Below are 24,001 nucleotides of genomic sequence, written 5' to 3'. Positions count from 1 at the left end.
CGGATGAACACTCCCGCGCCGCACGCAGAGGCCCTGATCGTGGTGGACGTCCAGTCCGCCTTCGTCTCCGGTGACGGGGCGGTGCCCGACGCGGCCCGGCTGGTGGACCGTACGACCGACCTGATCGCGCGGGCCCGCGGGAGCGGCGCGCTGGTCGTCCACGTACAGAACGACGGAGCGGCCGGCGCGGACGACGAAGCCGGCACGCCCGGCTGGGAACTCCACCACCCCGTGACGGCGGGCCCCACGGAGGTCGTGATCCGCAAGACCAAGGACGACGGCTTCGACGGGACGCCGCTGGGAGGCCTGTTGACCGAGGCAGGGGTACGGACGCTCGCCGTCTGCGGCGTGATGTCCGAGATGTGCGTCCTGGCGACGGCCCGTACCGCCCTGGCGCTGGGATACCGGGTGGTCCTGCCGCACGACGCCCACGCGACGCAGGACATCCCGGCGAAGCCCGGCCTGGGCGACCGCGTCCCGGCCGCGACGGTCTCCCGCGTCGCCGAATGGGCGCTGGGCGCCGGGGTGGAGATCCCCCCGCACGCGGCGGACGTCACCTTCGCACCCCTCCCCTAAAAAGGGCGGCGCGGAAGGGCGGCGGCGGGGGCGGACCCGTCCGTTGCGCCAGACAGGGCATTCTGCCGGTTTCCCGGCGTTTCTCCGCCGGGTTTTGTCGAATATGTGACATTTAGTCAGATGATCGCATGCAGTACGACAATCATCCCGGCTTGAAGGAGCCTCCCATGCCCACGTCGCCCTCCCTCCGCTCCGCCCGCTCCCGTTCCGCCGCCGTCCTCGGCGCGTTCGCTCTCGCCGGCGCGTCCCTGGCCGGGGCGTCGGCCGCGGTCGCCGCTCCCGGCGACAGCGGGGACCTGAGGATCCACCGCGCCGGGACCCCCGCCGGCAACACCGGGGACGCCCTGAAGGTCTGCAAGTTCAACCTGAGCGCCTTCAACTTCGAGACGGTCCCGCTGGTGACCTTCACCATCACCGCCGAGCCGCCCACCCCCGCCCTGCCCACCCTGACCGGCGCCATCACGCTCGCGGCCGGGAAGGGGAACACCTCGGACTACTCGCTCCCCAACGGCACGTACCAGCTCAACTGGACCTTCCCCGGCGGGGTGCCCAAGAAGAAGCTCTTCAAGGTCGAGTGCCCGCTGGGCAGCGGTGAGCTCCCCTTGCCGGTCGGGGCCGTGGCCGCGGGCGGCGGCGGGGTCGCGAGCCTCGAAGGCGGCGACGACTCGTCCACGGGGCTGACCCCGTGGCTCGTCACCGGTGCGGTCGGAGCCGCGGGCCTGCTCCTCGTCCGCCGCGCCCGCCGCCGCGGCCATGGCGCCGCGTAACACCGGACATCGACGCCGGAGAGGGCCGAGCCGCGCCTGCCGCCTCACCCTCACGCTGAGCCTGACCGCCTCGCTGGTGACCGGTGTGGTGTGGGCGTGCGGCGACGCCCCCGCCGATCCACCGTTCACCGGGACCGTCGTGCTCGCCGCGCCCGCCGCGGAGAGCGCGAAGGGCGCCGGCCGGCGGCCGGGGCGGGCGGCGGCGGTCCCGCGCCGCCCGCCCCGCCCCCTGCCGCCCTCGCCGGCGGTACGGCTCGCCGTCCCCGCCCTCACGATCGAGGCACCGGTCATCCAGGTGGGTCTCGACCGGCTCGGCCACCTGGGCACTCCGTCTCTGGAGCGGCCCCGGGAGGTCGGCTGGTACCGGGGCGGTCCCACGCCGGGCGAGGCGGGGACCGCCCTGATCGTGGGCCACCGGGACACCAGGACCGGACCGGCCATCTTCCTCAACCTCAACGCCCTGCGCCCCGGCGACCTCGTCAACATCGCCCGGGCGGACCGGCGGACGGCGGTGTTCAGCGTCGATGCCGTGAAGACGTACCGCAAGGACAAATTCCCCGACCGGGAGGTGTACGGCAGGACCGGGCGCCCGGAGCTGCGCCTGCTGACGTGCGGCGGGAGCTTCGAGAAGAAGACCGGCTACGCGGCCAACATCGTGGTGTTCGCGCACCTGACGGATGTGAAACGCGCGTGACCCGGGCGTACGCGATCCGGCCGCGCGGGCCCGGCGGCACCCGCACGCCGCCGGGCCTCCGCATCTCGGTGTGCTGGTCACCGCGTTCCGCTTATGGCCGCCAGCAGGAACGCCGATGGGCAGGCCGGAAGGCCCTGAGCGGCCCGCTCCTTGTACCGGATACAGCCGCGCGACACCGCACGCGGCGTTCCGTACCGCTTCAGGAGATGCCCCTCATGACTGTCAGAAACGAAGAGCCGGCCGCCCGCCAGGAGAAGTCGTCGGGCGAGCTGACGGACCAGGTCGCCCTCATCACCGGGGGCACCGCGGGAATAGGCCTGGAGGCCGCCCGCCTCTTCATCCGTGAGGGAGCCCACGTCGTCATCTCCGGCCGCAGCCCCGAGCGCGGCGCCAAGGCGCTCGCCGACCTGCCGGAAGGCCCCGGCACCGTGCGCTTCGTCGCGGCCGACCTCGCGGACCTCAACTCGGTCCGCGCCCTGGCACAGGAGGCCGGCCCGGTCGACATCCTCGTCAACAACGCCTCCGCGCAGCCCGTCGCCCCGACCCTGGACCAGAGTGTCAGCGCGTTCGAGCAACTTTTCGACACGAACGTCCGCGGCACCTACTTCCTCACCGCGAGCCTGGTCCCGGCCATGCTCGGCAAGGGCGCGGGCAGCATCGTCAACGTGACCACCATGGCCGCGTCGATGGGCGTTCCGGGCGCCTCGGGCTACAGCGCCACCAAGGCCGCGCTGAACTCGTTGACCCGTACCTGGGCCGCCGAGTTCGGCTCCGCCGGCGTCCGGGTCAACAGCGTCGCCCCCGGCCCGACCGTCACGGAAGGCGTCCTGGTCGAGTGGGGTGACGGAATCGCCGAACTGGGCAAGACGCTGCCACTGCGCCGTACCGCCAAGCCCACCGAGATCGCCGAGGTCATCCTCTTCCTGGCCTCACCCCGCTCCAGCTTCGTCACCGGCGCCACCCTCGCGGCGGACGGCGGCGCCACCGCGGTCTGAGTCGTCCCCGACGACCGGGCTCATCGCCCCCGAGAGCGCTACTGTCGGGATCACGTGCCATCGGAACCACGTGCGACAGGAAAGGGGCTCTCGGGGGCGATGGAGATCCGGGAGATGCGTGCGTTCGTGACGGTCGTCGACGAGGGCGGGCTCTCGGCGGCGGCCCGCGTCATGCACGTCAGCCAGTCGGCCCTCTCGCAGACGATGCGCTCACTCGAACGCCAGGTCGGCGGTCAGCTGCTCGTCCGGGGCCCCGGCGGCGCGCACCCCACCGAACTCGGCGCGGCCCTCCTCGGGGAGATCCGTGGCCTCGTCGAGCGGCACGACCGGCTGATGAGCACCATCGACCGGCCGGCCGTGCCGCCCGAACGGGTGCGCGTCGGCGTGCCGCTGGAACTTCCCCCGGACCTGCTGCCGACGGCGATCGCCGAGGTGGGCGCCACGTACCCGAACACCTCGGTCGTCCTCCAGCACGCCCGGAGCACGGCCCAGCTCACCGCCCTGCGGGCCGGTGAGCTGGAAGTGGCGCTGGTACGTGACCACCCCACGGACCCGTCCCTCGACAGCGTGCTCGCGGTGGAGGAGGCGATGGGGGTGGTCCTCACCGCCGCCCGCGCCGAAGAACTGGTGGACGCGGGGAGCGTACGGCTGCACCGGCTGAGGGGCATGTCGTGGGTGAGCTTCGCCCGCGTGGACGCGCCGGCGTGGCACGACCAGGTGATCGCCACCTTGCGCAGCCACGGGGTCACCGACACCTACAGCGCGAGCGAGGAGGGCCGTCCGGTGCCCCGGGAGGTGAAGTTCGCCGCGGTGAACGGCCCGCGGACGTTCGCCTTCGCGTCGCCGCGCTGGGTGCACCCGCTGCCCGACGGGCTGGTGTGGCATCCCCTGACCGGCGATCCGCTCGTCCGCCACACCTGGGCGGTCTGGCGGGCGGACGCCACGGAGCGGGGGCTCGCCGCACTGGTCGCCGCGCTGGACCTCAGCGCCCGCTGACCGTACCGGCGTTCCTCGCCTCTCGCCGGATCACCCCTTGTTGGATCACCCCTTGTTGGATCACTCCTTGGTGGATCACTCCTTGGTGGATCCGGCGAGCATCCCGGACACCAGCGTCCGCTGCGAGAAGAGGAACAGCACCAGCACCGGCAGGATCGCGATGATGATGGCCAGCGCGAGTTCGGGGATCGTGATGTTGAGGCCGGCCCCCGCGACGGGGTTGAACGACGGCGTGGACGACAGGAGTTGGTTCAGTCCCACCTGGACGGGGAACTGGTCGCTGTTCGGCAGCACGAGATACGGAAGGAAGAAGTTGTTCCAGTTGCCGACGAAGCTGAAGAAGGCGACCAGGCCGATGACGGGCTTGGCCAGCGGCAGCGCGATGAGCTGGAAGATCTGCCATTCCGAACACCCGTCGATGCGCGCCGCCGAGAGGATCTCGCGGGGCAGGCTGGTGGCGAAGTAGATGTAGACGAGGTACACGCCGAACGGGTAGAAGGAGAAGGGCAGGATCACCGACCAGGCCGTGCCGATCAGGTGGAACCGGTTGAGCTCCAGGAAGATCGGCAGCACCAGGGTGGCCGACGGCATGATCATCGTGACGAGGGTAACCGTCAGCAGCAGCTTGCGTCCCCGGAACCGCGTCAGCGCCAGCGCGTACCCCGCCGGCACACTGGTGAGCAGGGTCAGGATCAGCGAACCGCCCGAGTAGACGGCCGAGTTGCGCAGCCACAGGAGCAGCGCGCCGTCCTGGAAGTCGACCAGGTGGTGCCAGGCCGTGCCGATCTGGGCGAAGGAGCCGAAGGAGAGCGGCGAGTCGTGGGTCATCTGCCCCGCCGTCTTCGTCGGCGCCAGCAGCAGCCAGACGACGGGCAGGACGAAGAAGACGAGCAGCGCGGTCAGCAGCACGCAGACGACGAGGACCGACAGGGCGCGGGAGGGCTTGCCGCGCTGCGGGCGGGTGGGTGGGCCAGATGCGGTGTAGGTCATTTCTCATCCAACGTGAACATGTCCGAGCGCCACACGAGCAGCCCGGCGACGATGACACCCAGGGCCAGCAGGAAGACGGAGATCGCCGCGGCGCCGTTGAAGTCGCCCTGCTGGAAGGCGAAGACGTACGCGAGCTGGTTGGGTGACCAGGTGGGGCTGACCCGGCCGAGGCTGGCCGTCTGGAGCAGTTGCGGCTCGACGAAGAGCTGGGTGCCGGCCGCGAAGGCCAGGATCGTCATGTAGGCGATCCACTGCCTGATCATGGGGATCTGGATGTGCCAGGCCGTTTTCCACGGGCCGGCGCCGTCCATCCTGGCGGCTTCGATGACCTCGTCGGGGATGTTGTTCAGCGCTCCGTACATCACGACGATCCAGCCGCCGGCGCCGGTCCAGAAGGCGATCAGGACAAAGATCACCGGAAGGTCGCCGGGGCTGAGGACGGCGGCGAAGCTGTCCTTGCCCATGGCGTCCAGCAGCCAGGAGACGGGGCTGACCGCCGGGTCCAGCATGAACAGCCAGACGAGCACACTGGCGACCCCGGCCAGTGCTCCCGGGATGTAGTAGAGGAAGCGGAAGACTGCGGACAGTCCCGGCTTCATCCGGCCGCGCAGGACGACGGCCACCAGGACCGTCAGGACGACCAGGATGACCAGCCACATCACCAGGTAGAACAGGATGTTGGTGAAGGCGGGGACGAACCGGTAGTCCCCCATCACCTTGGTGAACTGGTTGATGCCGGTGAACTGGCCCTTGTCGTTCGTCAGGGACAGGTAGAACGAGTAGACGGTGGGGAAGACCCCGAAAGCGAGCAGCAGGATCGCGTAGCCGGCGACGAACAGGTAGCCGGCCACCCCTCCCCGCCGCCGCGACGCGGCGCGGCGGCGGGGAGGGTTCGTGACGTGCTGAGTGTCCAGCACGGTCATTTCGTGGTCACCTTGTATCCGACGGCCTTGGCCTCGTTCGCGATGGCCGTCTGCCAGGCGGGCAGGGTCTCCGACAGGGTCTTGCCCGAGGTCAGCGCGGGCAGGACCACGCTCGACCAGGCGGTCGAGTCACTGAACTTGGTGTTGGACCAGCCCGTCCAGACCTGGCCGGCGGCCGTGCGGAAGACGTCGCTGATGTCACCGGCGAAGTACTTCTTGTTGTCGGGGTTGGCGAGCCAGGCGTCGGCCGCGGGGGCGTACGCCGGGTAGGTCGGCGCCTTGGCCTGGTTCTCGTCGGACGTGGTCAGCCAGCTGACCAGGTCGGCGGAGGCCTTGAGGTTGGCGCTGTGGGAGGAGACCATCCACAGCCCGCCGCCGACGTTGCCCGTCGAGGCGGTGGTCTCACCGGGCCAGGTCAGCGGGGCCGCGGCGGAGATCTGTCCGGCCGGCGTCTTGAAGGCGGCGTTGAACAGGTACTGGCCGTACCAGGACGGGCCGTACGCCATCAGGACCTTGCCACCGCTGTCCTTGGCGAAGCCCTGGCTGAAGAAGCCCTGGGTGCTGATGGTCTTCTTGGCGATGAGGGTGTCCAGCAGCTTGGACATCCGGGTGCACTTCTCGTCCCCGAGGGCGACCCGCAGGGTGTTCGGCGCCGTCAGGTTGAAGGCGGGGCACTGGCTGGACCAGAAGTACGACTCCTGGGAGTTGGTGTCACCCACCGACCCGACGAGGTAGCCGGGGTGGTCCTTGGCGAGCTTCTCGCCGATGGCCTGGTACTGCTCCCAGGTGGTGGGCACCTCGTAGCCGAACTGGTCCATCAGCTTCTTGTTGTACCAGAGCACGACCTGGGCTATGTCGTTGCGCATGCAGTAGGTGTGGCCGTCGACCTGGCACGGCGCGAGCGAGCCCTTGGCGAAGTTGTCCAGGGTCTTCTGCGGGACCAGGTCCTGGTCCAGCGGCGCGGCGAAGGGGATGGCGCCGGGCTTGGTCGGCTCCGCGGCCCAGGTCACGTCGGTGGGCGAGCCGAACACGACGTCGGGCCAGCCCTTGCCGGTCCGGTCGAAGAGCTGCACCTTCGTCTGGAGGTACGTCGATCCGTCGGCGCCTCCGTCGTACGTGACGACGTTGAGCTTCGCGTCCGGGTGCTGCTTCTGGTACGCCTCCACCTGCGGCAGCCGGGTCGAGTCGGTCCAGACGGTGATCTTCGACGCGTCGTCCTGCTTGACCGGCTTGAAGGCCTTGGTGGTGTCCGACGACGAGGACTGCGTGGCGTCGGCACAGCCGGCCAGCAGGGTGACGGCCGACAGGGCCAGGGCCGCGACCGCCTTCCGGGTGATGGTGCGGCGGATGCCGGCTCCCGAACCTCTTGAAGACGTCATTGTCTTGCCTTTCTGCGTTCTTACGTGTGTCACGAGTGCTTCTCGACAAAGGGGTGGAGGGCGCTGCCGTACTCGAAGTCGAGCGGCAGCGCGATCCCCGGACCGGTGGGTGCGTGGACGAGTCCGTGCTCGTCCACGTGGCGTTCGCGGGTCACCGTCGTCCGGGTGACGAGGGACTCGTAGTAGGTGGTGTTGGAGATCGCCATGCAGAGGTGGTGGTTCGGGATGTCCGAACCGTGCACCTCGGCGCGGAGCAGGTGCGCGTCGGCGAGGTGGGCCGTACGCATCGCTCCGGTGATGCCACCGCGCAGGGTGGTTCCTGTGCGTACGCCGAAGGTCGCCGCCCCCGAGGCGATGAAGTCGGCGGAGTTCATGTGGGCGCCGTCCGAGGTCTCGGCGACGAGGAGCGGGACGGAGACGGCCTGGCCGAGCCGCCGGTAGGCGCCGACGCTGAATTCGCGCATCGGCTCCTCGTACCAGAGGTAGTCGGCCTCGGAGAGGGCGCGGCCCAGCCGGACGGCGTCCGGCAGGTCGAACCCGGCTGACCCGTCGTACATCAGCGGGACGTCGCTCCCGACGTGTTCGCGCAGCGCCAGGCAGAGCGCGGCGTCCTTGCGGGCGTCGCCCCAGGCGTGCAGCTTGATGCCCTGGTAGCCCAGCTCCAGGCACTGGTCCGCGACGTCGAGGAACTCCTCGGTGGTCGCGAAGGTGCTGGTGGAGGCGTACGCGGGTATCGCGTCGCGGAACCCGCCGAGGAGCTGCCAGACGGGCTGGTCGCTCACGCGTCCCGCGAGGTCCCACAGGGCGATGTCGATCAGGCCGAACGCGGGCAGCGGCAGCTCGTGGATGCGGTCCAGTTCCCAGACGCGATGCCAGAGCCACTCCCGCCGGAACGGGTCCTGCCCGACGAGTTCGTCCCGGAACACCCGGTCCACGAGGTCGGCGAGGAGGACGGCCGCGCCGGGTCTCGCGAACACCGCCACTCCCTCGGCGCCCTCGTCGGTGCCGATCCGCAGGACCGCGCCGTCGCCCACTGCGGGGCTGCCGGCCAGGCCCTGCCGCCAGCTGAACGGCGGGTCCGCGGCCGGGACCCGGATCGGATGGGCTTCCACATGCGTGATCTTCATACTGGCTTTCGTTTCGGTGGGAGGGGGAGACGGGCGGGACGCTCGTCTCCCCCTCGGAATCACAGGATCAGAAGTCGCCGTACGCCTGGAGCTCGTACAGGCTGCCGCCGTTCCAGTTGGACCCGGTGACCGTGAGCCGGAGGTAGCGGGCGGAGACCGGCGCGTCGGGGAGGGAGATGTTCGTCCGTCCCGAGGTGGCCGTCGCGGTGTGGTCCTCCAGCGTCGACCAGGTGGTGCCGTCGGTGGAGTACTCGACGCGGTACTTGTAGCCGTTCTGGAGCTCGAACGTGGTGACCACACCCGAGACCGACGCCGTCCTGCCCAGGTCGACCTGGATCCAGGACGGGTCCGGGAGGCCGAGGCCCTGGGCCCAGCGGGTGGAGAGGTCACCGTCCACGGCGAGCCCGGGGGTGTTGGGCTCGGAGTACGAGGACACCGTGACCGGCTTGTCGAGGGCCAGGTTGACGTAGGCCGGCAGGGTCGCGTCGGCGGCCGGGCTCGGTGCGGAGGCGTTGAGCGCGCCGTCCACGGCGACCACGGTGAAGCTGTACTTCTGGCCGGAGGTCAGACCGGTGAGCCGCAGGCTCGTCCGGTCGGTGACGGCGATCCGCTTGCCGTCCTGGAAGACCTCGTAGGTGACCACACCGACGTTGTCGGCCGGGGCCGTCCAGGTGAGGTCGGCCGTGCCGGGCACCAGCGGGGAGACCTTCGGCGCGGCGGGTGCGGCCGGGGCCTGGGTGTCGGTGTTCGGCGGCTGTACGGAGCCGTACGCCTGGAGCTCGTAGAGGCTGCCGCCGTTGCCGTTGGAGCCGGTGACCGTCAGGCGCAGGTACCGTCCGGCGGTCGGCCTGGCTGCGGACGAGTAGTTCGTCGCCTCGGTGGTGGCCGAGCCGGTGTGGTCCTCCAGGGTGACCCAGTGGACCTCGTCCGGGGAGACCTCGACGCGGTACTTGTAGCCGTTGGCCTTCTCGAAGGTGGTGATCGCACCGGTCACGTCGTACTGGGCACCCAGGTCGACCTGGATCCAGGAGGGGTCCGGGAGGAAGAGGCCCTGGGCCCAGCGGGTGGAGAGGTCACCGTCGACCGCGAGCCCGGGGGTGTTGGCCTCGGAGTACGAGGACGCCGTGACCGGCTTGCCCTTGGCGATGTTGACGCCGGCCGGCATGGTCACCACGACGGGCCTGCTCGCCCTGGACTCGTTGCCTGCGGCGTCGCGGGCGGTCACCGTGAAGGTGTACTTCTTGCCCGCGGTGAGGCCGCTGACGCGGGCGGTGGGCTTGGTGGAGGCGCTGACGACCTTGCCGTCCAGGTACACCGCGTACCCGGTGACACCGGTCTTGTCCTGCGACGCGGCCCAGCTGAGGTCGGTGACGGTCGGGAAGCCGGCCTTCGCGGTCGGGGTGCCGGGCGCGGTGGGCGCCGTACGGTCCGTGGTGGCGGGGTCGGGGTCCAGGTGGCGGTACTCCGGCTGGAGCCCGGCGTTCTCGATGATCGAGGCGGGCAGCTGGGCGCAGCTGTCGACCTTGGTGTTGTCGGCTATGGAGGAGCCGATGGTGTTCGCCTGGGTCGAGTAGGTGGGCTGGGTGGTGAAGTTGCGGTCGGCGGTGATGTCCAGGCCGTGGTTCATGAACAGCCACTGGTACGAGACATCGCAGAACGCGTTCTGCGTCGTGCGGAAGTACTGGCTGCCCTCGTCGTGGTAGACCGCCCCGTAGGCGGGGCCGGGGATGCCCTTGATGTAGTTGCCCGAGACGACGCTGCCGGGGTTCGAGCTCAGTGTGTAGATGGCACCCCCGTCGGCCTGGAGCTTCATGATGTCGCTGATCTCGTTGTCACTGATGACGTTGTTCTTGGCGGGCGTCGGTGTGTCGTAGATGGGGACGCCCGAGTTGCCGGGGTAGTTGGTGTCGCCGCCCTTGTCGGTGAGGCCCCAGCCCCAGCCGAGGGAGATCCCGCTGTAGGGGAGGTCGTAGACCTTGTTGTGCGTGATGACGGTGTGGTCCGTGTAGCTCGCCATGATGCCCAGCGAACCGGTGTACTGGTCGGCCACGTTGGTGACCACGTTGTTGCTGACGGTGGTGTTCTTGGTGATCGACCGGGGGTCGCTCGGGTGGTGGTCGATGACGTCGGTGCCACCGATCTGGATGCCCGTCCCGGCGATCTGCCGGAAGACGTTGCCGGTGATCGTGGTTCCCTGCGTGCCGGTGTTGAGGTTCAGCCCGACCGCGCCGAGGTGCGTGAAGGTGTTGTCCAGGAAGGACACGTCGTGGCCGTAGCTCACGTTGACCGCGCCGGGCGTCTTCTGCCAGTGCAGCCGGGTGGAGTCGAAGTCCGGGTTGTCCTTGCCGACCATGCGGAAGCCCGCCTGGCCCTCGATCAGCCCGTCGTCCGAACTGGGCGCGAGCCAGGTCGAGTAGGAGAACGTGATGCCCTTGAACGTGACGTCCGTGACCGGCTTGGAGAGCGTGCCGTTCAGGTCCACCAGGTCCTGGACGCGCGGCACGGTCACCTTCGCGGTCGCGAGGTTCTGGCCGGCCTTGGGTATGTAGAAGACATCGCCCGCGCTCTTGTCGAGGTACCACTCCCCCGGGGTGTCCAGCAGCTCCCTGGCGTTCTCCAGCCAGGTCGGGTTGGTGATCTCCTGGCCCTGCTGGAGGTTGGCGTTCTTCCAGCACGGCTGCCGCATCGTCACCGTGGTGCCGACGATCGAGTCGACCGGGCAGCGCATGAGCTTCCAGCCCCAGCGGCTGGCGACCTCGATGTCCGACTGGTTCTTCCAGCCGGCGAGGCTCGTGTCGGTGATCTTGTAGCCGGTCGCGGTCTTGGTGAAGCCGCCGGGGTCCTTGGCGCCGCGGGCGCGGGTGGCCAGCTCGCCGTTGACGTACAACTGGCGGGTGTCGATGTTCCCGACATGCGCCTTGTAGACGTTCTTCGCGGCGTCGGCGACGCTCCAGCCGGTCACGGACGTGCCGCCGCTGATCACGGGGTGGGCGCCGGGCGCGGCCTCGTACGTGATGGTGTGGCCGTTGGTCCCGGAGTCCGCGCTCGTCAGGGTGAAGGTGTCGGTGAGCTGGTACGTACCGTCCAGCAGCTCGACCTCGATGTCGCGCTTCATCCGGTCGTTGAGCGCGCGCACCTGGTCCCTGGCGTGTGTCAGGGTCTTGTACGGGTGCGAGGCCGTGCCGGAGCCGGCGTCGCGGCCCTTGCCCGGCGAGACGTAGATCTTGAGCGGTGCCGGCGAGGACTTCGCCGTGCCGGCCGAGGCCAGGCCGACGGGCATCGCCACGGTGACGACCAGCGCGAGGCCGGTCATGAGGGTCATTCTCCGCTTCACGGTGCGGAGAGTGCCGGGAAATTTCGACACTGAAATTCCAATCGACTGCCAGGGACGAATGGGGTGGTGGCGTACGGGGCCGGAGGGTGCTCCGGGTCGTTCCTGCGGGGTTCTGGACGGCCTGCGTGCGTCGTCCGCGAGACGTCTTCTACGAGGCCGAAGTCTGTTGTCGCTCCCCCGGCGCCGGCGGGGTGACCGCCGGGCCGGTGGTGTGGTCCGGCTGGTTGAAGAGCCGGTCGCGGATCTTGCGTTCGAACTGGGTCTGGGTGGTGGAGATGTGCTCGGCCATGAGCCGGACCGCGGATTCCGCGTCGCCCGATCCGATGGCCTCGGCGATGGCGAGGTGCTGCGCTCCCGCGATCCGGAGGGAGCCCGGCACGTCGCCGTGGAAGAGCAGGACGTCCGACTGCGCGGCGAAGCTGCGGATGTTGGCCACGCTGGAGCGCAGGAAGACGTTGTGCGCCGCGATGCCGACCGAGTCGTGGAACAACGCGTCCGCGCGGGCGAACGTCTCGACGTCGTCCACCGTCCCCGCCTCCAGGGACGTGCTCGCCGCCTCGCGGATCGCCCGGACCTCGATCGGGGTGGCCAGGGTCGCCGCGCGTCTCGCCGTCTCGGACTCGATGAGCCGGCGGTAGTCGAGGAGCATGAGGACGTGTTCCATGCTCGTCGGCTGGAAGTGGGCGAGCCGGTCGTCGCCCAGCGCGCCCGGTGAGGACGCCACGAAGATGCCGGCTCCCCTGCGGACGCTCAGCCGGCCGATCGCCGCGAGGACCTTGACGGCCTCGCGGGTCACGTTGCGGGTGGCCCCGAGGATCTCCGCCAGTCCTTTCTCGGTCGGCAGCCGGTCGCCGGGAAGCAGGTTCTGCTCGGCGATGTAGTTGAGCAGCTGTTCCGCGACGAGTTCGTACCCCGGGCGGTAGCGGTCGGACGCGTCGTCCGTACCGCCGGACGCGGGACCGGCAGGGCCTGACACCACGCAACCTCCTCAAGTTCAGATGAATCAGATCTATCGGCGCGGTCACTATGACACCGGCGTGGGGCGAAGGGAAGGTTTGCGCCAAACTCCGTTCGGCGAGTGGCTGATTCATTCGAGCAATCCAGACAAACCACCCATGGGCGCCGCAACCGTTGCCTGTTGGCCCGCCGATACATAGGGTCCATCCCGTCCGATGAACCAGATACATCGAGTCGGACCAAAAACAGCCACTGCCACTGCCACTGCCACCCAGGGAGGACGGGCCGTGCCCCAGCCCACCACTCGGCGATTCGCCTCGGTCATCCGCCTGCGCCCGGAGAAGGAGGCCGAGTACCGCGCGCTCCACGCGGCGGCCTGGCCCGGCGTCCTGGCGGCGTTGAAGCGCGCGCACATCGCCAACTACTCGATCTTCCTGCGCGGCGGGGTGCTTTTCAGCTACCTGGAGTACACGGGGGACGACTACGAGGCCGACATGGCCTCGATCGCGGCGGATCCGGTCACGCGGGAGTGGTGGGAGCGCACCGATCCCTGCCAGCGGCCCCTGGAGGACGCGGCGGAGGGTGAGTGGTGGGCGCCGGCGGAGGAGGTCTTCCACCTCGGCTGACGGGCGCGAGCCGCTAAGATCATCCGTTCATGGGCCCGAGTACGGAACACGAGACGACCACAGCCGTCCCACCGGGGCGGGTGATCCTGTCCGACCGGCGGACGCAGCGCAGTTGGCCGGTCGAGGTGGCGCCGTACCGGCTCGGGGTCTTCGCCGTCACCCAGGCGTCGTACGCCGAGGTCACCGGCCTCGCTCCGAGCACCGCGCGGGGCGGCCGGCTGCCGGTCGAGGGGGTGTCGTGGTGGGACGCGGTCCGCTACTGCAACGCGCGGTCGGAGCGGGAGGGGTTGACGCCCGCGTACGACCTCCCGGCGCTCCCGGCCCTCCCGGACGACGCCGCGACCGCCGCGACCGCCGCGACCGTCGCGTGGGACACGTCCGCCGACGGGTACCGGCTGCCGACCGAGGCCGAGTGGGAACACGCGTGCCGGGCGGGCACCACCGACGCGCGGTACGGGCAGCTCGACGACATCGCGTGGCACCGGGGCAACTCGCTCGACCGGGTGCACGAGGTGGGCGGCAAGCTGCCCAACGCGTGGGGCCTGTACGACATGGTGGGCAACGTGTGGGAGTGGTGCTGGGACCTCTACGACGCGGAGGTCTACGCCTCGTACCGGGTGCTGCGGGGCGGCGGCTGGTTCGACGAGCACTGGAGCTGCCGCGCCTCGGTGCGCCGCCGCAGCCACCCGACGTTCCGGATCGACGACGTGGGATTCCGGGTGGCGCGGTCCGTGGTGGGCTGATGCGCGGCGCGTGCCAGCCCACCCCCGGGGCGCCCTACAAGTTGATCATGTGCCCGGACAGCCCGTGGACCGCTTCCTGGATGGCCTCGCCGAGCGTCGGATGGGCGTGCACGTTGCGCGCGACCTCGTGCACCGTGAGGTCCCACTTCTGCGCCAGGGTGAGTTCGGGGAGCAGTTCGGTGACGTCGGGACCGATCAGGTGGGCGCCGATGATCTCGCCGTGGCGCGCGTCGCTGAGCAGTTTCACGAAGCCCTTCGCGTCCCCGAGGCCGTGGGCCTTCCCGTTCGCGGTAAACGGGAACGTCGCCACCTTGACGTCGAATCCCCGCTCGCGCGCCTGCGCCTCCGTCCAGCCGAAACTGGCGATCTGGGGCTGACAGAAGGTGGCGCGCGGAATCATGACGTAGTCGAGTTCCATGGTCTCCGCGTCGGCGAGGGTCTCGGCGGCGATGACCCCCATCGCCTCGGCGGCGTGCGCGAGCATCAGCTTGGCGGTCACGTCGCCGATCGCGTAGATGTGCGGCACCGAGGTCCGGCAGTGGCCGTCGACGTCGATCGCGCCGCGCTCGGTGAGCGCCACTCCGGTCGTCTCCAGGCCGTACCCGTCGACGTTCGGCACAAATCCGATGGCCTGGAGGACCTTGTCGGTCTCCAGGACCCGGGACGAGCCGTCCTTCGCGGTGACCGTGACCTGCACGCGCGGCCCGGACTCGTCGATCCTGTCGACCCGGGTCGACGTGAGGACCTCGATGCCCAACTTGCGGTAGCGCCTGGCCAGTTCGGCCGACACGTCCACGTCTTCCAGCGGCGCGATCCGGTCCAGGAACTCGACCATCGTGACCTGGACGCCGTAGTTGCGCAGCACGTACGCGAACTCGATGCCGATCGCCCCGGCCCCGGCGATCACGATCGACTCCGGCAGTTGGTCGCTGAGGATGAGTTCCTCGTACGTCACCACCCGGTCGCTCACGGCGGTCCCGGGAAGGAGCCGGGTGGAGGCCCCGGTGGCGATGATGCAGTTGTCGAACCCGATGACCCGCCTGCTGCCGTCCGACTGGGTCACATGAAGGGTGTTCGGGTCGGCGAACGTGCCGTGCCCGTCGACCTCGGTGATCCCGTTCTTCTTCATCAGGTAGTGCACGCCCTTGACGCGGCCGTCCGCCACCCGCCGGCTGCGGCGGAACGCCTCGCCGTAGTCGAGGGACACCTCGCCGTCGAACCGGATGCCGAAGGTCTTCGCCTCCTGCGTGACGATGTGCGCCAGCTCGGCGTTGCGCAACAGCGCCTTGGTGGGGATGCAGCCCACGTTCAGACAGACACCGCCCCAGTACTTCTTCTCCACGACCGCGACGCTCCGACCCAGCTGCGCGGCCCGGATGGCAGCCACGTAACCGCCCGGACCCGCCCCGAGTACGACGACATCGAAGTGCTCGCCCTGTTCGTCCATGAGGTTCACCGTAGACCAGATCAATCGAAGCTTTCATGTCCCGTTACGCCGACCTGTCCACAACGCCGAAGTAGGGCGGACACCTTTCGGCGGGCTCGTCGCGGACGCTTTCCCGTGAGGGCGGGTGTGCATACACTGACCCCCGCCGGGGCACCCGCTGACCTGGGGCAATGTCGCCCTGGGGCCGGTCGGAGCAGTGAGGGGCGTATCCCATGTTCTATTACGTGCTCAAATACGTGCTCCTCGGGCCCCTGCTGCGGCTGCTCTTCCGCCCCCGGATCGAGGGGCTGGAGCACATCCCCGCCGACGGGGCCGCGATCGTCGCGGGCAACCATCTGTCGTTCTCCGACCACTTCCTGATGCCCGCCATCCTCAAACGGCGCATCACCTTCCTCGCGAAGGCCGAGTACTTCACCGGGCCCGGGGTCAAGGGGCGGCTGACCGCCTTCTTCTTCCGGAGCGCCGGGCAGATCCCCGTGGACCGGTCGGGCAAGGAGGCCGGGCAGGCGGCGATCCGCGAGGGGCTCGGGGTGCTCGCCGAGGACGAGCTGCTCGGGATCTATCCCGAGGGCACCCGCTCGCACGACGGACGCCTCTACAAGGGCAAGGTCGGCGTCGCGGTGATGGCGATCCGGGGGAAGGCCCCGGTCGTGCCGTGCGCGATGGTCGGTACGTTCGAGATCCAGCCCCCCGGACAGAAGGTCCCCCGCATCAAGCGGGTCACCATCCGCTTCGGCGAGCCGCTGGACTTCTCGCGGTACGAGGGCCTGGAGGACCAGAAGGCCGCCATCAGGGCCGTCACCGACGAGATCATGTACGCGATCCTCGGGCTGTCCGGCCAGGAGTACGTCGACCGGTACGCCGCCGACGTCAAGGCGGAGGCCGCGAAGGCCGAGGCCAGGAGCGCGAGGAAGTTCCCCCGGCTGCGCCGCTGAGAGCGGATCCGCCACCGGCGAAACCCTCTGGGGCCAGCTGACCGGGCTCGGCGACCGGATCGGCTCGGCGGTCGTGATCTCCAGCGGTGCGGTGTACGAGGACGACCGGGGCCGGGGCTTCGACACCCAGGGCGAACCGGACGGCGCCCCGCACTACCCCGTACCCATCCCGGAGACGCGGCGGACCGTGGCCCCCGGCGAGGCGACGTACGCCACGCGGAAGATCCAGCTGGAACGCGACCTGCTCGCGGCGGGCGAGTCGCTGCCGGTGACGCTGTTGCGGGCGGGCGCGATCCATGGACCGTACTCCCGCACCCCCCGGGAGCTGTTCTTCGTCAAGCGCGCGCTCGACGGGCGCCGACGGCGTGTCCTGGCCTACGGCGGCAGGAGCCGCTTCCACCCCGTGCACACGTCCCACCTCGCCGAGCTGATCCGGCTGGCCGCGCTGCGTCCCGGGTCCCGGGTGCTCAACGCGGCGGACCCCACGGCGCCGACCGTCACCGGGATCGGCCGCGCGACCGACGCGGTGATGGGCCACGAGAGCGAAACGGTCCTGGTGGAAGGGCCCGCCCCGGTGGGCCTCGTGGGCTCGACCCCGTGGTCGGTCGCGCACCCGATCGAGTACGACATGACCGCCGCCGAGCGGGAGTTGGGCTACCGGCCCGTCACCGACCACGCCGAGTCCCTCCCGGCGACGGTCGAATGGCTGGTCGCGCGGCTGCGGGAGCGGGAGTGGCAGGATACGTTCCCCAAGCTGGCCGCGCAGTTCGCTCCGTACGGCGGTCTTTTCGACTACGCGGCGGAGGACGCCTGGCTGGACGCGTACGGAGAGGGAGCGCAGTGAGCGAGACCCACGAGAGTCACCGGACTTACGAGACCTACGACAGGCTGACCGGGCTGCTGGACGAACACGGGGTGGTCTACCGGGTCATCGAGCACGCGGAGCAGGGCGCGACCGAGGAGGTCAGCGCGCTGCGGGGCAACACCCTGCGGCAGGCCGCCAAATGCATCGTGGTGATGGTCAAGACCGGCAAGAAGACGAAGCGTTACGCGCTCGCCGTCGTACCGGGCGACCGCCGGGTGGACCTGGGCGCGCTCAAGGCCCTGTGGGGCGGCACCTACGCGGGCTTCGCGACGCCCGAGGTGGCGGAGCGGCTCGCGGGCAGTGTCAGCGGCACGATCCTGCCGTTCTCCTTCGACCCGGAGCTGGAACTGGTGGTGGATCCGGTGCTCCTGGAGGAAGAGGAGATCTTCTTCAACGCGGCCCGTCTGGACCGGTCGTTGGCGCTGCGTACCGCCGACTACCGGACCGTCGCCCGGCCGCACACCGCGCCGATCTCCCGGCCCGCGGCACCGCCGGCGGGCTGACCCGGCCGTACACGGGGCACGAAGAAGGGGCGGCCGGTGGATCCGGCCGCCCCTTCGTGTTGATCAGTAGCTCAGCTCAACCCCGCCTGCCGCCTTACGGCTTGGGCGTGGCGTGCGGACCGCAGGTGACGTCCTTGCCGCCCACCGCGCCGGTGAGCAGGTACGCCTCCACCCGGTCGTTGACGCACGGGTTCACCAGGTTGGTGATGCCGTGCGAACCGGCGTCCTTCTCGGTGATCAGTCGCGAGCCCTTGAAGCGCTTGTGCAGCTCGACCGCGCCGGGGTACGGCGTGGCCGCGTCGCGCGTGGACTGCGCGATCAGCACGGGCGGCAGGCCCTTGCCGGTCCTGACCTCGACCGGGGTCTGCTGCTTGACGCCCCAGGTGGCGCACGGCAGGTTCAACCAGGCGTTCCCCCACGTGAGGAAGGGGTAGTCCTTGTTGAGGCGGGTGTTGTCCCGGTCCCACTTCTGCCAGCTGGTGGGCCACTTCGCGTCGGTGCACTCGACGGCGGTGTAGACCGCGTTGCCGTTCTCCGAGGCGATGTTGCCCTTGGTGTCGGACAGGTCGGGCGCCGCCGCGTCGACGAGCGCCTGCGTGTCACCGGCGAGGTACTTGCTCCAGGTCGAGGCGACGGGCACCCAGCTGGAGTCGTAGTACGCGGCGCTCTGGAACAGTCCGTCCAGCTCGGCCGGGCCGACGAGGCCCCCGAAGGGCGCCTTCTTGGCAGCGGCGCGGAGCTTGTCGTACGCCTGCTGGACCTTGGTGGCGGTGGAGCCGATGTGGAAGGTCGCGTCGTTCTGCGCCACCCACTTCTTCCAGTCCAGGAAGCGGCCCTCGAAGGCGACGTCCTGGTCGAGGTTGGCCTCGTACCAGATCTTGTCCTTCGACGGGTTGACGACACTGTCGACGACCATGCGCCGCACGTGCGTCGGGAAGAGCGTGCCGTAGACGGCGCCGAGGTACGTGCCGTACGAGACGCCCACGTAGTTCAGCTTCTTGTCACCGAGCGCGGCGCGGATGACGTCCAGGTCGCGTGCGGTGTTCGCCGTCGTCATCTGCGGGAGCATCCAGCCGCTGCGCTTCACGCAGCCGTCCGCGTACGCGGCCGCCAGCTTGCGCTGCGCCTTCTTGTCCGCCTCGCTGTGCGGGACGGGGTCGAGCTTGGGCGCCTTGACGAACTCCTGCGGGTCGATGCAGGAGATGGGCGTCGAACGGCCCACCCCGCGCGGGTCGAAACCGACGAAGTCGTACGCCTTGGCCGCGTCGGCCCAGATGGCGTTCTTGGTGACGACACGGCGCGGGAACGCCATGCCGGAACCGCCGGGACCGCCCGGGTTGTAGAGCAGCGAACCCTGGCGCTCGTCCTTGGTGCCGGTGTTGCCGATGCGGTCGACGGCGAGCGTGATCTGCTTGCCGTCGGGCTTCGTGTAGTCCAGCGGGACGCTCACGTAACCGCACTGGATGGGCTTCTCCAGCGACCAGTCCGCCGGACAGTCCGCCCAGGCGATGCCCTTCTTGGCGGCCCTGTCCGCGGCGACCTTCGCGCCGTAGGACGCGCTGTACGACGCGCTGTGCGACGTGGAGTTCCCCGTCTGCCGGGCGTCGGCGGTGGCCGCCGGTGCGGCGACCGCGCCCGCTATGAGCGCGCCGGCGAGCAGAGTGCCGGCCGAGCCGAGCACTGCTGTGCGTCTCAAGTGGAACCTCCCCCTGTGTGATGCGCTGTCTGCCTGCGACAACGCGTTCGATCGGACTCCGGGATCCTCGCTCCTGTGACACAGCTGAGAACAGGCCTCATGGCCCATTCTTTACCTAACCCATAACCGGTGTCGGTGGCCCGCTCAGCGGTACGCGGTCAGGCGCAGCGCCTCGTCCAGTACGCGCCGCAGTTCCAGGGCGTCCGCCGCGACGGCGGTGACGAGCACGCCGGGTCCGGCGAGCGGGGTGAGGACTGCGGTGTCGCCGAGCAGGAGGGGTTGCGCGGGTTTCTCCTCGAACTCCGGTCCCGCGACGAGGAGTTGGCCGACGGCGCGGTGTCCGCCGAGGACCGCTCCGCCGTCCCAGCCGCCGGGCGCGCCGGGCCCGTGGCGCAGTTCCTGGTCGAGGAGGGGGCGGCCGGCGCGGCGGACGGTGAGGCGGGTGAGGAGGGTGCCGGGCTCTTCGCCGTGGCGGCCGAGGATCTGTTCCTCGCGGAGCACCAGGCGGGCGGTGGCGGCGAGTTCGACGGTCGTCCGCATCCGCAGGTCGCTGCCCCGGGCCGAGACGAGCTGTTCGGGCAGCCAGTGCAGTGCGGCGCCCTCGTCCACGGTGAGGCGCACGTCGTAGTGGGCCGGTTCCGCGGTGTCCGCGTCCGCCGGGATCCGGCCGGGCAGCGCGATGGTCGCCGCCGCCGCGTCCACGGTCAGCCGGGCCCCGTCCCGTACGCGCGCCTCGATCGCGAGCCGGTCGCCGCCCAGGGGCGCGCTCATCGCGCCGACGACGGTGACGCGGTGGCCGGTGCCGGTGCCGGTCGCGCGGGTACGGCGTACCGCCAGCGGCCCGTCGCTCGCGAGGACGGGCAGTCCTGCGCGGGTCGCGACGATCCGGGCGGTGGCGCGGACGCTCATGCGGTCCAGGCGGCAAGCCGCGCCCGCACCCACGCGGCGACCGGCTCGACGCCTTCCTCGCCGGTCCTCAAGGAGGTGAGAACGACAGGGAGTTCGCCGCGCTGCTCCTTGGCGTCGCGGGCCATCCGGCCGAGATCGGAGCCGACGTACGGGGCGAGGTCCGTCTTGTTGATCACGAGCAGGTCGGCGGTGGTGACGCCGGGGCCGCCCTTGCGGGGGATGTCGTCGCCGCCGGCCACGTCGATGACGAACACCTGCGCGTCGACCAGTCCCTTGGAGAAGGTGGCGGTGAGGTTGTCGCCGCCGGACTCGACCAGGATCAGGTCGAGCGGTCCCACCGCGTCCTCCAGGTCCTCCACCGCCTCCAGGTTGGCGGAGATGTCGTCGCGGATCGCGGTGTGCGGGCAGGCTCCGGTCTCGACGGCCTGGATGCGCTCCGGGGGCAGCACGGCGTGCCGGAGGAGGAACTCGGCGTCCTCACGGGTGTAGATGTCGTTGGTGACGACGGCGAGGGAGAACTGGTCGCGCAGCGCGCGGCAGAGCGCGGCGACGGTGGCGGTCTTGCCGGACCCGACGGGCCCGCCGAGGCCGATGCGCAGGGCGCGCCGGGTGCCGTCGGGCCGGGCGGCGTCGGCGCTGACGGCGGCGGGGCCGGAGAGGCTGTGGTCGAGGTGCATGGGGCGACTCCTTGGCTTCTGGCCCCTGGGGGCCTCGTGTCCCGGGGGCTTCGTGCCCTTGAGGGCTGCGTACTCCTGGAGGCTTCCTGTCTCTGCGGGTGTCCGCCCCCTCAGGAGGCGAACAGTCTGACCGGCCAGGCCGCGTGGGCCTCCGCCGCGATGTCCGCCAGGGGGCCCGAGGCGGCGGGCAGCGCGTCGAGGCCCTCGTCCGCCGCGCGTGCCGCGTACGCGACGGCCCGCGCCGCGACCTCGTCCAGTTCGGGTGCGAGGCGGGCCAGGACGGCGGTCGCCTCGAAGGGGTTGAGGCTGAGGAGGCGTACGGCGGCGGTGGCCGGCCCGCTGACGGTCTCGTACGCCACACAGTGCGCGGCGTCCCCGGGCGTGAGTCCGGCGGAGCGTGCGGTGACGCCCAGGACGACCGGTTGGTGCGCGCCGCGCGGCCGGGCGGCGGCGAGCGCGTCGAGTTCCCGGCCGGGCCAGGTGGCGCGGGCCGCGCGCATCAGCTGGCGGCCGAGTCTGCGGGCCGTGGCACGCAGGGCGGGTGAGGGGGTACGGGCGTCCGCCGCCTCGTCCAGGTCGAGCGGGTCGAGGCCCCCGGCGGCGGCCGCGGCCAGCGCCGCCGAGGTGAGTCCCGTGGTGTGCAGGCGCCCCTGGCAGAAGGCGGCCAGATCCCGGGCGTCGCGGATCCGTCCCGCCTTGACGGCGGCCTCCGCCCCGCCGGAGTGGGCGTGGCCGCCGGCGGGGAAGCGTCCGTCGGCGAGGACGAGCAGGGCCGCGTGACTCATCCGGTGCTCCTCTCGGCGGTCGGTAGCGGTTGGCAGGACGTCAGAACAGGAAGTACCGCTGCGCCAGCGGCAGTTCCGTGGCCGGGGCGGGCTCGACCGGTTCGCCGTCGATCGTGACGGTGAACGTGTCCGGTTCGACCTCCACGCGCGGCCGGGCGTCGTTCTCCCGCATGTCGGCCTTGCTGAGCCCTCTGGTGTTGCGGATGGGGACGAACCTCTTGCCCAGAGCGAGCCGTTCGGGCAGTCCGTCCTCGATCGCCGCCTCCGCGACGAAGTTGAACGACCCCGCCGCCGCGGCCCGGCCCAGCGCGCCGAACATCGGCCGGGGCAGCACCGGTTGGGGGGTGGGGATGGACGCGTTGGCGTCGCCCATCTGCGCGTACGCGATCTGCCCGCCCTTGATGACCAGTTGGGGCTTGACGCCGAAGAACGCCGGGTCCCAGAGGACCAGATCGGCGAGCTTGCCGGTCTCCACCGAGCCGATCTCGCCGTCGAGGCCCTGGGCGACGGCCGGGTTGATCGTGTACTTGGCGACGTACCGCCGGACCCGGTGGTTGTCGGCCCGCCCGTCGCCGGGCAGCGCGCCCCGGCGCTTCTTCATCACGTGCGCGGTCTGCCACGTCCGCATGACCACCTCGCCGACCCGCCCCATGGCCTGCGCGTCGGAGGAGATGATCGAGATGGCTCCGAGGTCGTGCAGGATGTCCTCGGCCGCGATGGTGGAGGGCCTGATCCGGGACTCCGCGAAGGCCAGGTCGCCGGGCACGGCCGGGTTGAGGTGGTGGCACACCATCAGCATGTCGAGGTGTTCGTCGATGGTGTTGACGGTGTGCGGCCGGGTCGGGTTGGTGGAGCTGGGCAGCACGTACGGCTCGGAGACGACCGTGATGATGTCCGGGGCGTGCCCGCCGCCCGCGCCCTCGGTGTGGTACGCGTGGATCGTACGGCCCGCGATGGCGGCGAGGGTGTCGCCGACGAACCCCGCCTCGTTCAGGGTGTCGGTGTGGATGGCGAGCTGGGCGCCGCTCTCCTCGCAGACCCGCAGGCACGCGTCGATGACGGCGGGGGTGGCGCCCCAGTCCTCATGAATCTTGAACCCGAGGGCCCCGCCCCGGAGTTGGGCGTGCATGGAGTCGCTCGACATGGTGTTGCCCTTGCCCAGCAGCCCGATGTTGACGGGGAAGGTCTCCAGCGCCTCGAACATCCGGGCGAGGTGCCAGGCGCCCGGGGTGACGGTGGTGGCCTTCGTGCCCTCGGCCGGTCCCGTACCGCCGCCGACCAGTGTGGTGACACCGCTCGTGAGCGCCTGGTCGACGATGGTCGGCGAGATGAAGTGGACGTGGGCGTCGATCGCGCCCGCCGTGAGGATCTTCCCGTTGCCCGCGATCACTTCGGTCTCGGGCCCGATGACCAGGTCGGGGTGGACGCCGTCCATGGTGTCGGGGTTGCCGGCCTTGCCGATCCCGGTGATACGGCCGTCCCGGATGCCGAGGTCGGCCTTGACGACGCCCCAGTGGTCGATGATCAGCGCGCCGGTGATCACCGTGTCGGGCGCGCCTTCCGCCCGGGTCGTACGGGACTGGCCCATCGACTCGCGGATCACCTTGCCGCCGCCGAACACCGCCTCGTCACCGGCGCGTCCGGGGCCGCCGCTGCGGTCCTCCTCCACCTCCACGAACAGGTCGGTGTCGGCGAGGCGGATCCGGTCGCCGGTGGTGGGGCCGAAGAGATCGGCGTACCCGGCGCGGGAGATGTCAGTCATCGAGGGGACCTCCGGTCTCACCGCGCAGGCCGGGGACGACCCGCAGACCGGCGAGGGGGACGAGTGCGACGGCGACGGGGATGCCGGGCTCGAAGCGCACGGCCGTACCCGCGGCGATGTGCAGGCGCTTGCCGCGCGCGGCGGCGCGGTCGAACTCCAGCCCCGGGTTGGCCTCGGCGAAGTGGTAGTGCGAGCCGACCTGGACGGGCCGGTCGGCGGTGTTGAGGACGGTCAGGCGGGTGACCTCGCGGCCCTCGTTGAGGACGATCGGCCCGTCGCCGTGCAGGATCTCTCCGGGAATCATCGGCGTCCCGC

The 24,001-nt window shown here is 70.5% G+C and carries 22 protein-coding genes and 1 pseudogene; 10 read left to right on the top strand and 13 right to left on the bottom strand.

Going from position 1 to position 24,001, the window contains the following annotated elements:
• Window positions 1-3: 3 nt before the first annotated feature.
• From OG349_RS31180 to OG349_RS31160, 5 genes are all read left to right on the top strand, one after another.
• Window positions 4-576: a cysteine hydrolase family protein gene (locus OG349_RS31180; RefSeq protein WP_327237761.1), complete on the top strand. Its 573-nt coding sequence runs from the start codon at window positions 4-6 to the stop codon at window positions 574-576.
• Between the two features lie 167 nt (window positions 577-743).
• Complete coding sequence (locus OG349_RS31175) at window positions 744-1,343, top strand: hypothetical protein (RefSeq protein WP_327237760.1); 600 nt, start codon at window positions 744-746, stop codon at window positions 1,341-1,343.
• Between the two features lie 61 nt (window positions 1,344-1,404).
• Window positions 1,405-2,037 carry a class F sortase gene (locus tag OG349_RS31170; RefSeq protein WP_327238794.1) on the top strand — a complete coding sequence of 211 codons (633 nt, stop codon included), beginning with the start codon at window positions 1,405-1,407 and terminating at the stop codon, window positions 2,035-2,037.
• 215 nt (window positions 2,038-2,252) lie between these two features.
• Window positions 2,253-3,032 (top strand): SDR family NAD(P)-dependent oxidoreductase, encoded by a 780-nt coding sequence (locus tag OG349_RS31165; RefSeq protein ID WP_327237759.1) that lies wholly within the window; start codon window positions 2,253-2,255, stop codon window positions 3,030-3,032.
• A gap of 114 nt (window positions 3,033-3,146) precedes the next feature.
• A complete protein-coding gene (locus OG349_RS31160; RefSeq protein WP_327237758.1) occupies window positions 3,147-4,028 on the top strand; it encodes a LysR family transcriptional regulator in 882 nt (293 codons plus the stop codon).
• Between the two features lie 75 nt (window positions 4,029-4,103).
• Here the strand turns inward: OG349_RS31160 and OG349_RS31155 are convergent, their stop codons facing one another.
• The 6 genes from OG349_RS31155 to OG349_RS31130 all read right to left on the bottom strand — a co-directional run bounded on the left by OG349_RS31155 (window position 4,104) and on the right by OG349_RS31130 (window position 12,760).
• Complete coding sequence (locus OG349_RS31155; protein WP_327237757.1) at window positions 4,104-5,018, bottom strand: carbohydrate ABC transporter permease; 915 nt, start codon at window positions 5,016-5,018, stop codon at window positions 4,104-4,106.
• Window positions 5,015-5,941: a carbohydrate ABC transporter permease gene (locus OG349_RS31150; protein WP_327237756.1), complete on the bottom strand. Its 927-nt coding sequence runs from the start codon at window positions 5,939-5,941 to the stop codon at window positions 5,015-5,017. The genes OG349_RS31155 and OG349_RS31150 overlap by 4 nt, the downstream gene beginning before the upstream one ends.
• Window positions 5,938-7,320 (bottom strand): ABC transporter substrate-binding protein, encoded by a 1,383-nt coding sequence (locus OG349_RS31145; protein WP_327237755.1) that lies wholly within the window; start codon window positions 7,318-7,320, stop codon window positions 5,938-5,940. The genes OG349_RS31150 and OG349_RS31145 overlap by 4 nt, the downstream gene beginning before the upstream one ends.
• Window positions 7,321-7,349: 29 nt before the next feature.
• Window positions 7,350-8,447, bottom strand: coding sequence for an enolase C-terminal domain-like protein (locus tag OG349_RS31140; protein WP_327237754.1), 1,098 nt, complete (start codon window positions 8,445-8,447; stop codon window positions 7,350-7,352).
• Window positions 8,448-8,514: 67 nt separating this feature from the next.
• Window positions 8,515-11,760: a discoidin domain-containing protein gene (locus OG349_RS31135; RefSeq protein WP_327237753.1), complete on the bottom strand. Its 3,246-nt coding sequence runs from the start codon at window positions 11,758-11,760 to the stop codon at window positions 8,515-8,517.
• Window positions 11,761-11,929: 169 nt separating this feature from the next.
• Window positions 11,930-12,760, bottom strand: coding sequence for a FadR/GntR family transcriptional regulator (locus OG349_RS31130; protein ID WP_442806338.1), 831 nt, complete (start codon window positions 12,758-12,760; stop codon window positions 11,930-11,932).
• Window positions 12,761-13,025: 265 nt separating this feature from the next.
• On the opposite strand from OG349_RS31130, the gene OG349_RS31125 reads away from it, so the two are divergent.
• Together OG349_RS31125 and OG349_RS31120 are read left to right on the top strand one after the other, a co-directional pair.
• Window positions 13,026-13,364 carry an L-rhamnose mutarotase gene (locus tag OG349_RS31125; RefSeq protein ID WP_327237752.1) on the top strand — a complete coding sequence of 113 codons (339 nt, stop codon included), beginning with the start codon at window positions 13,026-13,028 and terminating at the stop codon, window positions 13,362-13,364.
• Window positions 13,365-13,393: 29 nt separating this feature from the next.
• On the top strand, window positions 13,394-14,107 hold the full coding sequence (locus tag OG349_RS31120) for a formylglycine-generating enzyme family protein (protein WP_327237751.1): 714 nt from the start codon (window positions 13,394-13,396) through the stop codon (window positions 14,105-14,107).
• A 34-nt stretch (window positions 14,108-14,141) separates the two neighbouring features.
• Here the strand turns inward: OG349_RS31120 and lpdA are convergent, their stop codons facing one another.
• A complete protein-coding gene (gene lpdA / locus OG349_RS31115; RefSeq protein WP_327237750.1) occupies window positions 14,142-15,554 on the bottom strand; it encodes a dihydrolipoyl dehydrogenase in 1,413 nt (470 codons plus the stop codon).
• A gap of 212 nt (window positions 15,555-15,766) precedes the next feature.
• Between lpdA and OG349_RS31110 the strand changes: the two genes are divergently transcribed.
• From OG349_RS31110 to OG349_RS31100, 3 genes and pseudogenes are all read left to right on the top strand, one after another.
• Entirely contained in the window at window positions 15,767-16,489 is a 723-nt protein-coding gene (locus OG349_RS31110) for a lysophospholipid acyltransferase family protein (protein WP_327237749.1), read from the top strand.
• Between the two features lie 34 nt (window positions 16,490-16,523).
• Window positions 16,524-17,333 (top strand): annotated as a pseudogene (locus tag OG349_RS31105) (NAD-dependent epimerase/dehydratase family protein); the annotation flags it as partial.
• Window positions 17,330-17,857 (top strand): YbaK/EbsC family protein, encoded by a 528-nt coding sequence (locus tag OG349_RS31100; protein WP_327237748.1) that lies wholly within the window; start codon window positions 17,330-17,332, stop codon window positions 17,855-17,857. The pseudogene OG349_RS31105 and the gene OG349_RS31100, both read left to right, overlap by 4 nt.
• Window positions 17,858-17,951: 94 nt before the next feature.
• Here the strand turns inward: OG349_RS31100 and OG349_RS31095 are convergent, their stop codons facing one another.
• The 6 genes from OG349_RS31095 to OG349_RS31070 all read right to left on the bottom strand — a co-directional run bounded on the left by OG349_RS31095 (window position 17,952) and on the right by OG349_RS31070 (window position 23,990).
• Window positions 17,952-19,553 (bottom strand): alpha/beta hydrolase, encoded by a 1,602-nt coding sequence (locus OG349_RS31095; RefSeq protein WP_327237747.1) that lies wholly within the window; start codon window positions 19,551-19,553, stop codon window positions 17,952-17,954.
• A 144-nt stretch (window positions 19,554-19,697) separates the two neighbouring features.
• Window positions 19,698-20,462, bottom strand: coding sequence for an urease accessory protein UreD (locus OG349_RS31090; protein WP_327237746.1), 765 nt, complete (start codon window positions 20,460-20,462; stop codon window positions 19,698-19,700).
• Window positions 20,459-21,139 carry an urease accessory protein UreG gene (ureG, locus tag OG349_RS31085; RefSeq protein ID WP_327237745.1) on the bottom strand — a complete coding sequence of 227 codons (681 nt, stop codon included), beginning with the start codon at window positions 21,137-21,139 and terminating at the stop codon, window positions 20,459-20,461. The genes OG349_RS31090 and ureG overlap by 4 nt, the downstream gene beginning before the upstream one ends.
• Window positions 21,140-21,249: 110 nt before the next feature.
• Window positions 21,250-21,924 (bottom strand): urease accessory protein UreF, encoded by a 675-nt coding sequence (locus OG349_RS31080; RefSeq protein WP_327237744.1) that lies wholly within the window; start codon window positions 21,922-21,924, stop codon window positions 21,250-21,252.
• Between the two features lie 40 nt (window positions 21,925-21,964).
• Complete coding sequence (locus tag OG349_RS31075) at window positions 21,965-23,686, bottom strand: urease subunit alpha (RefSeq protein ID WP_327237743.1); 1,722 nt, start codon at window positions 23,684-23,686, stop codon at window positions 21,965-21,967.
• Window positions 23,679-23,990, bottom strand: a complete 312-nt coding sequence (locus OG349_RS31070) for an urease subunit beta (protein WP_327237742.1) — start codon at window positions 23,988-23,990, stop codon at window positions 23,679-23,681. Before OG349_RS31070 ends, OG349_RS31075 begins: the two co-directional genes overlap by 8 nt.
• Window positions 23,991-24,001 lie beyond the last annotated feature (11 nt).

The sequence above is a fragment of the Streptomyces sp. NBC_01317 genome, assembly GCF_035961655.1.
GTDB lineage: Bacteria > Actinomycetota > Actinomycetes > Streptomycetales > Streptomycetaceae > Streptomyces.
This window is presented reverse-complemented; position numbering and strand designations above follow the sequence as displayed.

What these genes read in the sequence shown, in the direction of transcription:
- OG349_RS31180 (WP_327237761.1), top strand. Translation starts at nt 4, where the DNA reads ATGAACACTCCCGCGCCGCACGCAGAGGCCCTGATCGTGGTGGACGTC.
- OG349_RS31175 (WP_327237760.1), top strand. Translation starts at nt 744, where the DNA reads ATGCCCACGTCGCCCTCCCTCCGCTCCGCCCGCTCCCGTTCCGCCGCC.
- OG349_RS31165 (WP_327237759.1), top strand. Translation starts at nt 2,253, where the DNA reads ATGACTGTCAGAAACGAAGAGCCGGCCGCCCGCCAGGAGAAGTCGTCG.
- OG349_RS31160 (WP_327237758.1), top strand. Translation starts at nt 3,147, where the DNA reads ATGCGTGCGTTCGTGACGGTCGTCGACGAGGGCGGGCTCTCGGCGGCG.
- OG349_RS31155 (WP_327237757.1), bottom strand. Translation starts at nt 5,018, where the DNA reads ATGACCTACACCGCATCTGGCCCACCCACCCGCCCGCAGCGCGGCAAG.
- OG349_RS31150 (WP_327237756.1), bottom strand. Translation starts at nt 5,941, where the DNA reads ATGACCGTGCTGGACACTCAGCACGTCACGAACCCTCCCCGCCGCCGC.
- OG349_RS31145 (WP_327237755.1), bottom strand. Translation starts at nt 7,320, where the DNA reads ATGACGTCTTCAAGAGGTTCGGGAGCCGGCATCCGCCGCACCATCACC.
- OG349_RS31140 (WP_327237754.1), bottom strand. Translation starts at nt 8,447, where the DNA reads ATGAAGATCACGCATGTGGAAGCCCATCCGATCCGGGTCCCGGCCGCG.
- OG349_RS31135 (WP_327237753.1), bottom strand. Translation starts at nt 11,760, where the DNA reads ATGACCGGCCTCGCGCTGGTCGTCACCGTGGCGATGCCCGTCGGCCTG.
- OG349_RS31120 (WP_327237751.1), top strand. Translation starts at nt 13,394, where the DNA reads ATGGGCCCGAGTACGGAACACGAGACGACCACAGCCGTCCCACCGGGG.
- lpdA (WP_327237750.1), bottom strand. Translation starts at nt 15,554, where the DNA reads ATGGACGAACAGGGCGAGCACTTCGATGTCGTCGTACTCGGGGCGGGT.
- OG349_RS31110 (WP_327237749.1), top strand. Translation starts at nt 15,767, where the DNA reads ATGTTCTATTACGTGCTCAAATACGTGCTCCTCGGGCCCCTGCTGCGG.
- OG349_RS31090 (WP_327237746.1), bottom strand. Translation starts at nt 20,462, where the DNA reads ATGAGCGTCCGCGCCACCGCCCGGATCGTCGCGACCCGCGCAGGACTG.
- ureG (WP_327237745.1), bottom strand. Translation starts at nt 21,139, where the DNA reads ATGCACCTCGACCACAGCCTCTCCGGCCCCGCCGCCGTCAGCGCCGAC.
- OG349_RS31080 (WP_327237744.1), bottom strand. Translation starts at nt 21,924, where the DNA reads ATGAGTCACGCGGCCCTGCTCGTCCTCGCCGACGGACGCTTCCCCGCC.
- OG349_RS31075 (WP_327237743.1), bottom strand. Translation starts at nt 23,686, where the DNA reads ATGACTGACATCTCCCGCGCCGGGTACGCCGATCTCTTCGGCCCCACC.
- OG349_RS31070 (WP_327237742.1), bottom strand. Translation starts at nt 23,990, where the DNA reads ATGATTCCCGGAGAGATCCTGCACGGCGACGGGCCGATCGTCCTCAAC.